The following is an 11,747-nucleotide window of genomic DNA, read 5'->3' as shown; positions in this document are numbered from 1 at the left end:
ACCCCGAAGTACTGGGCCGACCAGGTCCGCGGCGCGGTCCGCTTCACCGACGCCGTCCGCGCCCTCGAAGCCCTCGGCGCCACCACCTTCACCGAAATCGGTCCCGACGCCGTCCTGACCGCCCTCGCGCAGGACACTCTGTCCGCCGCCGCGGCCGCCGTGCCGCTGGTGCGCCGGGGCCGGCCCGAGGCCGAGACGCTCCTCGCGGGCGTCGGCCGGCTGCACAGCCGGGGGGTGCGCGTCGACTGGGAGGCGTACTTCGCCGGTTCGGGCGCCCACCCGGTGGCCCTGCCGACGTACGCGTTCCAGCACGAGGCCTTCTGGCTGAAGGGCTCGGGCGCGGCCGCCGACGCCGGGCACGGCCTGAACCCGACCGGGCACCCGCTGCTCGGCGCGGCGGTCACCATCGCCGACGCCGACCAGGTGCTCTTCACCAGCCGCCTCTCGGTGCGCACCCACCCGTGGCTCGCCGAGCACGCCGTCTTCGACTCGGCCGTGCTGCCGGGCTCCGCGCTGGTGGAGCTGGCCGTCCGTGCGGGCGACGAGCTGGGTCTCGCCGGGCTCGCCGAGCTGGACCTGCGCACGCCGGTGGTCCTGCCCGGACAGGGCGCCGTACAGCTCCAGCTGGGCGTGGGCCCGGCGGACGAGTCGGGTCGGCGGCCCTTCACGGTGCACACCCGCACCGACGAGGCGGACGCCCGCTGGACGGTCCACGCCCTCGGTGTCTTCGGTACCCCGGCCGGGGCGGCCGCTCCCGCCGCGCCGATCGGCGCGGCGGCCGAGGCTGTGCTGCCCGAAATCGTGCTGCCCGAGATCGTGCTGCCCGAGGAACTGCTGCCCGACGCGGCCGCGTACGAGCTGCACCCGGCGCTGCTGGAGGCGGCCGTCGCCGCCGCCGCGGGCACCGGCGCCGCCGGTACGACCCGGATCCCGGCCCTGTGGCAGGACGTGCGGCTGCACGCGAGCGGCGCCACGGCGGTGCGGGTGCGGATCGCCCCGCTCGACGGGGACGCGGAGGGCGCCGTGACCGTACGGCTGTCCGACGCGCAGGACCAGGCCGTCGCCACGGTCGGCCGGCTCGTCTTCCGGGACGTGCCGGACGCCGAGTTCACCGCCTCGGAGGGCGGCAGCCGGCCGCTGTTCCAGGTGGACTGGGTGCCCACGGCCCTGCCGGAGCCCGCCGAGCGGGTCCGCTGGGGCGTGCTCGGCGGCGCCGGCCCCGTCGGCGCCTCCTTCGACGGCCCGTCCTTCGAGGACGTGGCGGCCGTCGGCAAGGCGGCCGAGGCCGGGGCGGCCGTGGACGCCGTCCTGGCGTGGGCCGTCGAGGACGACACCGCCGACGTGGTGGGCGCGGCCCACTCCGCCGCGCGGGGCGCCCTGGCCCTGCTCCAGGACTGGCTGGCCGACGACCGGCTGGAGGCCACCCGCCTGGTGGTCCTCACCCGGGGCGCGGTCGACGCCGGTGCGGCCGGTGTCCCCGAGCCTGCCTCGGCGACGGTGTGGGGTCTGCTGCGCTCGGCCCAGGCCGAGGCCCCGGACCGGATCGTGCTCGTCGACCTGGACCACCCGGGCGACGCTCCGGTCCCGGCCCGGATCCTGTCCGCGGTCCTCGCCTCCGGTGAGCCGCAGGCGGCGGTGCGCGGCGGCGAGGTGCTGCTGCCGCGGCTGCGCCGGCTCGCCGGGACGGCCGGTACGGGGGAGCGGGCCGCGGCCTGGGACCCCGAGGGCACCGTCCTGATCACCGGCGGCACCGGCGCGCTGGGCGGCCTGTTCGCCCGGCACCTGGTCACCGGCCACGGGGTACGCCACCTCGTACTGGCGAGCCGTCGCGGCGAGGCGGCCCCCCGGGCCGGGGAGCTGCGCGCCGAACTCACCGCGCTGGGCGCCGAGGTCACCCTGGCGGCGGTGGACGTGTCCGACCGGGACGCGCTGGCCGCCGTACTGGCGGCGATCCCGGCGGAGCACCCCCTCAAGGGGGTGGTGCACACCGCGGGCGTGCTCGACAACGGCCTGGTCGCGGCGCTGACCCCGGACAGCCTGGGCGCCGTACTGCGGCCGAAGGCGGACGCGGCCTGGCACCTGCACGAGCTGACGAAGGACCTGGAGCTGTCGGCCTTCGTGCTGTTCTCCTCCAGCGTCGGCGTCATCGGCGGGCCCGGCCAGTCCAACTACGCGGCGGCCAACGCCTTCCTGGACGGGCTCGCCGCCCACCGGGCGGGCCTCGGACTCGCCGCGACCTCCCTGGCCTGGGGCCTGTGGGGCCTGAGCCACGGGATCAACGAGGGTCTGGACGAGAACGACCTCAAGCGGTTCGGCCGCGAGGGCTTCAAGCCGGTCTCGCCGCAGGAGGGCACCGCGCTCTTCGACTCGGCGCTGGCGATGAGCACGTCGGCGGTCGTCGCGCTCCCGGTCGACCTGTCCGCGATGCGGGCCCACGGCCTGGTGCCGCCGGTGTTCCGCGCCCTGGTGCGGGTGCCGAACCGGCGGGCCGCGCAGTCGGGCGGGGCCGGCGCCCCGCAGCTGGCGACCCGGCTGGCGGCGCTGTCCCCGCTGGAGCAGCACCAGGCGGTGCTGGACCTCGTACGGTCCGAGGTCGCGACCGTACTGGGCCACGCCGGCCAGGACGCGGTGCAGGCCGACCGCGCCTTCCAGGAGATGGGCTTCGACTCGATGACGGCGGTGGAGCTGCGCAACCGGCTCAACGCCGCGACGGGTGTGCGCCTGTCCGCCACCGTGGTCTTCGACCACCCGACCCCCACGGCGCTCGCCGAGCACGTGCTCGGCGAGGTCGCGCCCGACGGGGCCGGCGCCGAGGAGCCCGCGCTGGCGGAGCTGGAGCGGCTGGAGGCGGCGCTCGCCGCCCTCGCCGAGGACAGTCAGACGCGCTCCACCGTCTCTGTACGCCTCCAGACGATCCTGTCCAGGCTGAACGAGGCGGCGGGAGCGGCCGGAGGCCCGGACCTGGCCGAAACGATCGAATCCGCCTCCGCGGACGACCTCTTCGACTTCATCGACAACCAGCTCGGCCGTTCCGCGAACTGACGGTCCCGACGTACGCAGCTCTGAGGAGAAGTTGATTTCTCATGTCCAATGAGACCAAGCACAACGGACCGGCAGCGTCCTCGGATCCGGCCGCGTCCAAAGAACAGAAGATGGTCGAGTACCTGAAGTGGGTCACCACCGACCTGCAGAAGACGCGCAAGCGGCTGGCGGAGTTGGAGGCCGGCAACGACGAGCCGGTCGCCATCGTCGGCATGGCCTGCCGGTTCCCGGGCGGGGTGACCTCGCCCGAGACCCTGTGGAAGCTCGTCACGGACGAGGCCGACGGGATCACCGAGTGGCCCGAGGACCGTGGCTGGGACATCGACGCGATCTACGACCCCGAGCGCGGCAAGCCCGGCAAGTCGTACACGAAGAGGGGCGGGTTCCTGGAGGGCGCGGCCCTCTTCGACCCCGGCTTCTTCGGGATCTCGCCGCGCGAGGCGCTGGCCATGGACCCGCAGCAGCGCGTGCTGCTGGAGACCGCCTGGGAGACCTTCGAGCAGGCCGGGATCGACCCGACCTCGCTGCGCGGCACCCCGGTCGGCGTGTTCGCGGGTGTCGTGGAGCAGAGCTACCTGGGCCTGGAGGGCCCGGAGGAGCTCGAGGGCTACCTGATGACCAGCAAGCTCAGCGCGGTCGCCTCCGGCCGTATCTCCTACACCTTCGGCTTCGAGGGCCCGGCCGTGTCCGTGGACACGGCGTGCTCCTCCTCGCTGGTGGCGCTGCACCTGGCCGTGCAGTCGGTGCGCAAGGGCGAGTCCTCGATGGCGCTGGCCGGCGGCTCCACCGTCTCCGGCCACCCGAGCGGCTTCGTCGACTTCTCCCGGCAGAACGGCCTGGCCGAGGACGGACGCATCAAGTCCTTCGCGGCGGCCGCCGACGGCACCGCCTGGTCGGAGGGCGTCGGCCTGCTGCTCGTCGAGAAGCTCTCGGACGCCCGGCGCAACGGCCACGAGGTCCTCGCGGTCATCCGCGGCAGCGCCGTCAACCAGGACGGTGCCTCCAACGGCCTGACCGCCCCCAACGGCCCTTCCCAGGAGCGGGTCATCCACCAGGCCCTGGCCGGCGCCAAGCTGTTCGCGTCCGACGTGGACGTGGTCGAGGCGCACGGCACCGGCACCCGGCTCGGCGACCCGATCGAGGCGCAGGCGCTGCTGGCGACGTACGGGCAGAACCGCCCGGCCGACCAGCCGCTGTACCTGGGCTCGCTGAAGTCGAACATCGGGCACAGCGTCGCGGCGGCCGGCGCGGGCGGCGTGATCAAGATGATCATGGCGATGCGGCACGGGGTGCTGCCGAAGACGCTGAACATCGACGAGCCGACCCCCATGGTCGACTGGGAGTCGGGCGCGGTCTCGCTGCTCACCGAGGCCCGCGAATGGCCCTCGTACGGCCACCCGCGCAGGGCGGGCATCTCCGCCTTCGGCGTCAGCGGCACCAACGCCCACGTCATCCTGGAGGAGCCCCCGGCCGCCGAGGGCGCGGAGGCCGAGGAGGCGCCGCAGGCCGCGGAAGCCGGTCCCGCGCACGTGCTGCCCGTACTGCCCTGGGCGCTGTCGGCGAAGACCCCGGACGCGCTGGCGGACCAGGCGGCCCGGCTGCTCGCGCACGTCGAGGGCGACGCCGCGCTCTCCCCGCTGGACGTGGCGTTCTCGCTGGCCACCGGCCGCGCCGCGCTGGAGCAGCGCGCGGTGGTCGTCGGGGCGGACCGGGACGCGTTGCTGGAGGGCCTGCGCTCGCTGGCCGCCGGCGAGCCCGGCGCGGGCATCGTCCGCGGCACGAAGGCGGGCGGCCACAACGCCTTCGTCTTCACCGGACAGGGCGCCCAGCGCGCCGGGATGGGCGAGGACCTGTACGCGGCGTTCCCCGTGTACGCCGAGGCTTTCGACGCCGTCGCCGCCGAGCTGGACAAGCACCTGGACCGCCCGGTCCGCGAGGTCATCGCCTCCGGCGAGGGCCTGGACGAGACGGCGTACACGCAGCCCGCGCTGTTCGCGGTCGAGGTGGCGCTGTACCGCCTGGTGGAGTCCTGGGGCATCAAGCCCGACCACCTCGCCGGGCACTCCATCGGCGAGCTGACGGCCGCCCACATAGCGGGCGTCCTCGACCTCGCCGACACGGCGAAGCTCGTCGCGGCCCGCGCGAGGCTGATGCAGGCGCTGCCCAAGGGCGGCGCCATGATCTCCCTCCAGGCCACCGAGGAGGAGGTCCTCCCGCTGATCACGGGCCTGGAGGACCGGCTCGCGATCGCCGCGGTCAACGGCCCGGCCTCGGTCGTCATATCCGGTGACGAGGAGGCGGCCCTCTCGGTCGCCGCGAAGATCACCGAGCTGGGCCGCAAGACGAAGCGGCTCACCGTCTCGCACGCCTTCCACTCCCCCCTCATGAACCCGATGCTGGAGGAGTTCCGGAAGGTCGCGGCCACCCTCACCTACAACAAGCCGCAGCTGCCGGTCATCTCCACCCTGACCGGGCGCCTCGCTTCAGGAGATGACCTGCGCACCCCGGCCTACTGGACCGACCAGGTCCGCGGCGCCGTCCGCTTCGCCGACGCCGTGCGCACCATGGGGGGCTTCGGCGCCACCACCTTCACCGAGATAGGCCCGGACGCCGTCCTGTCGACGCTGGTCCGCGGCACCCTCTCCGACGTGGCGGCCGTCCCGCTGCTGCGCCGCGGCCGCCCGGACGCCGAGAGCCTGGTCGGCGGGCTCAGCCTGCTCCACGCCTCGGGCGCGGCGGTCCGCTGGGACGCCTTCTACGCCGGTACCGGCGCCGCCCGCACCGACCTGCCCACGTACGCGTTCCAGCACGAGCGCTACTGGGTCGAGCAGACCGGGATCTTCGCCGACGCCTCCGACCTCGGCCTGGAGTCGGCGGACCACCCGCTGCTCGGCGCCTCGGTCACCATCGCCGGCGCCGACCAGGTGCTGTTCACCAGCCGGCTGTCGGTGCGCACCCACCCGTGGCTCGCCGACCACATCGTCCTCGACCAGACGCTCGTGCCCGCCACCGCCCTGGTGGAGATGGTCATCCGGGCCGGCGACGAGCTGGGCCTGAACGTCCTCGACGACCTGTCCATCCTCGGCCCGCTGGCCCTGCCCGCCAAGGGCGGCGTGCACGTCCAGGTCAGTGTGGGCGCCTCCGACGGCTCCGGCCGCCGTGAGGTCGCCGTCTACTCGCGGCCCGACAACGCCGACGTGCCGTGGACCCTCAACGCCCGCGGCCACCTGAGCTTCCAGGGCGCCGACGAGCCGTTCGAGCTCACCGAGTGGCCGCCGGCCGGCGCGCGGGAGGTTCCGCTCGACGACGCGTACGACAAGCTCGCGCGCCAGGGCTACGTCTACGGCCCGGTCTACAAGGGCCTCGACGCGGTCTGGAGCGTGGGCGACTCCGAGGTGTACGCCGAGGTCAGCCTGCCCGACGGCGCCCGGACCAGCCCGGCGGGCTTCGGCCTGCACCCGGCCCTGCTGGAAGTCGCCCTGGCGGCCTCCTGCCTGGCCAGCTACGGCACCGTCCCCGAGGGCGCGGTGTGGATCTCCACCGACTGGAAGGGCGTACGGCTCCACGCGACCGGCGCCGCCAAGCTGCGGGTCCGGCTCTCCGTCGACGCCGACGGGGGCCTGAAGGTGCAGCTCGCCGACCAGGCGGGGCAGCCCGTCGCGTCGGTCGGCGCGGTGGCCTGCCGCGCGATCGCCGTCGGCGAGGTGTCCAACGCCCTGGCCCGCAACCGGGACTCCCTCTTCCACGTCGGCTGGGTCCCGTACCCGGTCGTCGCCGCCGGGAACACCACCCACTGGGCGACGTTGGGCAAGGACGGCTTCGGCGAGCGACGGTTCACCGACGTGGCGCGGGCCGCGCGCGTGGTCGGCGCCGGCGAGCGGGTGGACGTGGTGCTGGCCCGCCAGGAGACCCCCGACACCGGGGACCCGGCCGCCGACGTGCACACCGCGGCGCACAGCGCCCTGGCCCTCGTACAGAACTGGCTGGCCGAGGAGCGGCTGGCGGACACCCGGCTGGTGTTCCTCACCAAGGGCGGCGTCGCCATCGCCGACGAGGACGTCACCGACCTGGGCGCGGCGACCGTCTGGGGTCTGCTGCGCTCGGCGCAGTCGGAGAACCCGGGCCGGATCACGCTCGTCGACCACGACCTCGACCTGGACGACCCGGCCGCCGACCCGTTCACGGTGCTGGGCCAGGTGGTGGCCTCGGGCGAGCCGCAGTCGGCCGTACGGGCCGGGCGGGTGTTCATCCCGCGCCTCGGCCGGATCTCCGACACCGACGCGGAGCCGACCGGGTCCTGGAACCCGCAGGGCACCGTCCTGATCACGGGCGGCACCGGCAGCCTGGGCGGCCTGTTCGCCCGGCACCTGGTCACCGAGCACGGCGTGCGCCACCTGCTGCTCACCAGCCGGCGCGGCCTGGCCGCCGACGGCGCGGGCGAGCTGGCGGCCGAACTCACCGCCCTCGGCGCCCGGGTGACCGTGGCGGCCTGCGACGTGGCCGACCGGGAGGCGCTCGCCGCCGTCCTGGCCGGGATCCCGGAGCAGCACCCGCTGACCGGCGTGCTGCACACCGCGGGTGTGCTGGACGACGGCCTGATCGGCTCGCAGACCCCGGAGCGGCTCTCGGCGGTGCTGCGGCCCAAGGTCGACGCCTCCTGGAACCTGCACGAGCTGACGAAGGACCTGGACCTGTCGGCCTTCGTCCTGTTCTCCTCCATCGCGGCGGTCGTCGGCGGCCCCGGCCAGTCGACGTACTCGGCGGCCAACCACTACCTGGACGGCCTGGCCCAGCACCGCAGGGCGCGGGGTCTGGCGGCCACCTCGCTCGCCTGGGGCCTGTGGTCGCAGACCAGCGGCATGACCGGCCACCTCGACCAGGCCGACCTCCAGCGGATCGCCCGCAGCGGCTTCCGCCCGGTCGAGTCGGAGCAGGGCCCGGCCCTGCTCGACATCGCGCTGACGATCGGTCACGCGGCCTTGGTCGCGACCCCGATGGACCTCTCCGCCCTGCGCGAGCAGGTGCAGGTACCGGTGCTGCTGAGCAAGCTGGTGCGTACGCCGGTCCGCCGGGCCGCGCAGAACACCGAGGCGGGCACGGAGACGCTCGCCGACCGGCTCGCCGGGCTGGAGCCGCAGGAGCAGGAGGGGGCGGTCCTGGAGATCGTCCTCGCGCAGGTCGCGGCGGTGCTCGGGCACGCCGACACCTCCGGGTTCGACGCCGACCAGGCCTTCTCGGTGCTGGGCTTCGGCTCGCTCACCTCCGTCGAGCTCCGCAACCAGCTGGCCACGGCGACCGGGCTGAGGCTGCCGCCGACGCTGGTCTTCGACCACCCGACGCCGGCCGCGCTCGCCGCGTTCCTGCACGGGGAGGTGGCCAGCTCCTCCACCGGCCGCAAGGGCACCGACTTCGCGGCGGAGGTCCACCTCGCGGACGACATCCAGCCCGCGGCGGAGGTGGTCCTGACAGCCTCCGACCCGAAGGAGATCCTGCTGACGGGAGCCACCGGCTTCCTCGGCGCCTTCCTCCTGCGCGACCTGATGCGCACCACCACGGGCCGGGTGCACACCCTGGTCCGCGGCGAGGACGAGGCGAGCGCGCTGGCGCGGCTCAAGGCCAACGCCCAGTGGTACCGGGTGTGGGACGAGATCGACGAGGACCGGCTCACGATCGTCCTCGGCGACCTGGCGGAGCCCCGGCTCGGCCTGACCGAGGAGGCCTTCGACGCCCTCTCCCGCACCGTCGACGTGGTCTACCACAACGGCGCCCGCGTGCACTGGCTGCACCCGTACGAGACCCTCAAGGCCTCGAACGTCACGGGCACCGAGGAGGTGCTGCGGCTCGCCGCGCGCCACCGTACGGTCCCGGTGCACTACGTCTCCACCGTCGGCGTCTTCGACGGGGTGCGCGAGCCGGGCGTCCCGCTGAAGGTGACCGACCCGACCGGGCCGGCCGAGAACCTGCCGAGCGGCTACCTGCGCTCCAAGTGGGTCGCGGAGCAGATCATCGGGCTGGCCCGGGACCGGGGCCTGCCGGTCTCGGTCTACCGCGTCGACGTGATCTCCGGCGACCAGGTCAACGGCGCCTGCCAGACCCGTGACTTCGTCTGGCTGACGCTCAAGGGCCTGGTGCAGTCCCGCAGCGTGCCCAAGGGCACCGAGGGCCGCTTCCACCTGCTGCCGGTGGACTACGTCAGCGCCGCGATCACCGGCATCTCGCGCAAGCCGGGCACGGTCGGGCGTACCTTCCACCTCTTCAACCAGAGCTCCCTGGCGCTCAGCCAGTGCGCCGAGTTCCTGCGGGGCATCGGCTACGAGCTGGACGACGTGGACCGGGACACCTGGGACGCCACGGTCAAGGCGGGCGACAACGCCCTGCTGCCGCTGCTGGACGCCTTCGAGATGATGACGTCGGACACCGACGGGTTCTACCCGCCGATCGACACCACCGAGACGGCGGCGGCGCTGGAGGGCACGGGCGTCGAGATTCCGGTGCTGACGAAGGAACTGTTCGAGCTGTACGTCGGCTTCTTCGTCCAGGAAGGCCACTTCCCGGCGGCCCCGTGACGGGGGCGGCCACGAGAAAGCCCCGCCGGCCTTCGGGCCGGCGGGGCTTTCCCCTGTTCTCGCGGTCGGTGCTGGTGCGTGCTACGGGAGGCGGATGCTCAGGCTGTGCGAGAAGACGTTCCGGGGGTCCCACCGCGCCTTGACCTGCTGGAGGCGCGGGTAGTTGCCCTTGAAGTACAGCTCGTGCCAGGGGGTGCCGGAGGTGTTGAAGGCCGGGTCGGCGATGTCGGCGTCGGCGTAGTTGATGTAGCAGCCGTCGTTGACCCCGCCGGTGCGCGGTACGCCGCCCGTGGAGGCGTAGACGTCGGCGTAGGCCTCGCGGACCCAGCGCTTGTTGACCTCGTCGTGCGCCGGGTTCGTCCAGAGGCTGCAGTAGAGCATCTTGGCGACCGAGTCGCGCTGCGCGGTGGCGGTGTCCGAGGTGCCCACCTCGTTGATCTTGCCGCCGAAGCTGACGATGGCGGCCATGCCGTACGGGCCGGGGTAGTCGTCGCGGGTCAGCTGGCGGTAGAGAGCGCTGAGCTGGTCCTGCGGCATCGTCCTGCGGACGTAGGCCGCCTTGGACTTCCAGCGCGGGACGGCGGCCTCGACGAAGCCTGACCACTCGGTGACCGCGTACAGCCACGGCGCCCGGTAGCGGTCGCCGACGGCGTAGCGGACGCCGGTGCCCTCGGAGACGGCCGCGAGGAAGCTGTCGAGCAGCCCCTCCGGGTCCGGCGCGCCGGCGTCGACCTGGGTGCTCATGCGGAAGTAGCCGGCGGCCTTGTGCATGGCCTTGAACTGGCTGTAGAGGAAGCGGCCCGGGGAGTCGGGGGCCGAGTTCGCCTCGTGCCAGGCGGTGAAGTTGCGGGCGAGGCGGGTGAAGGCGGCTTCGTCCAGGTCGGCCCAGGACCAGCTGACATCGGAGAGGAGCACCTCGGAGGGGGCCTTGGGGAGCAGCTTCGAGGGGTCGTCGCCGGTGGCGCCCGGGGAGCGCAGCCAGTAGCGGGTGACGACGCCGAAGTTACCGCCGCCGGCGCCGGTGTGGGCCCACCACAGCTCGCGGTTGGGGTCGTTCGCCTCGCGGGTGGCGACCACCTTGCGGGCCCGGCCGTCGCGGTCGACGTGCACGACCTCGACGGCGTAGAGGTGGTCGACGGTCAGGCCGCGCGAGCGGGACAGCGCGCCGTAGCCGCCGCCCTGGATGTGGCCGCCGGCGCCGACGGTGGGGCAGGTGCCGCCGGGCAGGACGACGCCCCAGCGCTTGTAGAGCGTGCGGTAGACGGTGCCGAGGAGGGCGCCGGGCTCGACGGAGATGGCGCGGCGCTCGGCGTCGTAGGCGATGTTGTTGAGGCCGGACATCTCGATGACGACCTTCACCTCGGAGTTCGTGGTGAAGTCCTCGTCGCAGTGGCCGCCGCTGCGGACGACGACCTTGAGGCCCTTGTCGACGGCTTCCTGCACCGCGCGCACGACCTGGTCGGCGGAGCTGACGATGCGCACGTAGTCGGGGGTGCCGACCCAGCGCTGGTTGGAGCCCGATATGAGCCCCTTGTAGCGGGGGTCGGCGGGGGTGACGGTGATCGGGGCGGCGACAGCGCGGGCCGCGGCATCGGCCGCGACTTCCTCGGTGCCTCCGGCGACGGCCGCCTCGGCGACGCCCGCGGCCGATACGACGCCGAGCGCGGGCAGGGCCAGGGCCCCGCCGGTCAGCGCGGCACCTTTCATGAGACCCCGACGGGACACATCGGTCATGACCGCATACCTCCATGAGACGCGAGAGAAGAGCCGTGAGAAACCCAGGGCCGGGCCACCCGATCACAGATCGGTCACTAGGCGTTCTCTGGCGGTCCTCGTCCGCTGATTACCTGCCGGTGGACCGCCGACGGGACTCCGGAGTTACGTTCTGTGCGTCGATGGTCCGAATGTGGCGACGGGGTTCCGGCTGGCGGTGGCGATGCCCCGTTCGGGGCGCGCCGGTCGGGCCGGGTCCGAAGAAACGGTTCTGTCAACCGAGTTGAGGAGAGCGTTCGTGCGTAAGGTGCTCATTGCGAACCGTGGCGAGATCGCTGTCCGCGTTGCCCGGGCCTGTCGGGATGCCGGGATCGCGAGCGTAGCCGTCTACGCCGATCCGGACCGGGACGCTCTGCATGTCCGCGC

Annotated in this window: 4 protein-coding genes; 3 read left to right on the top strand and 1 reads right to left on the bottom strand. The window is 73.7% G+C overall.

Going from position 1 to position 11,747, the window contains the following annotated elements:
- Together ACWDYJ_RS34450 and ACWDYJ_RS34445 are read left to right on the top strand one after the other, a co-directional pair.
- A partial coding sequence (locus tag ACWDYJ_RS34450; protein WP_451569549.1) for an SDR family NAD(P)-dependent oxidoreductase occupies positions 1–3,042 on the top strand: 3,042 nt, incomplete at its 5' end.
- Between the two features lie 41 nt (positions 3,043–3,083).
- The gene (locus ACWDYJ_RS34445) at positions 3,084–9,608 is read left to right on the top strand and encodes a thioester reductase domain-containing protein (RefSeq protein ID WP_451569548.1); all 6,525 of its coding nucleotides are present in this window, start codon (positions 3,084–3,086) and stop codon (positions 9,606–9,608) included.
- An 81-nt stretch (positions 9,609–9,689) separates the two neighbouring features.
- On the opposite strand, the gene ACWDYJ_RS34440 is transcribed toward ACWDYJ_RS34445, so the two are convergent.
- Positions 9,690–11,342, bottom strand: a complete 1,653-nt coding sequence (locus ACWDYJ_RS34440; protein ID WP_451569547.1) for an FAD-binding oxidoreductase — start codon at positions 11,340–11,342, stop codon at positions 9,690–9,692.
- A gap of 277 nt (positions 11,343–11,619) precedes the next feature.
- On the opposite strand from ACWDYJ_RS34440, the gene ACWDYJ_RS34435 reads away from it, so the two are divergent.
- Positions 11,620–11,747, top strand: a 128-nt coding sequence (locus ACWDYJ_RS34435; RefSeq protein WP_146225392.1) for a biotin carboxylase N-terminal domain-containing protein, incomplete at its 3' end; no start/stop codon positions are given.

Source organism: Streptomyces sp. NPDC003042 (genome assembly GCF_053591315.1).
This window is presented reverse-complemented; position numbering and strand designations above follow the sequence as displayed.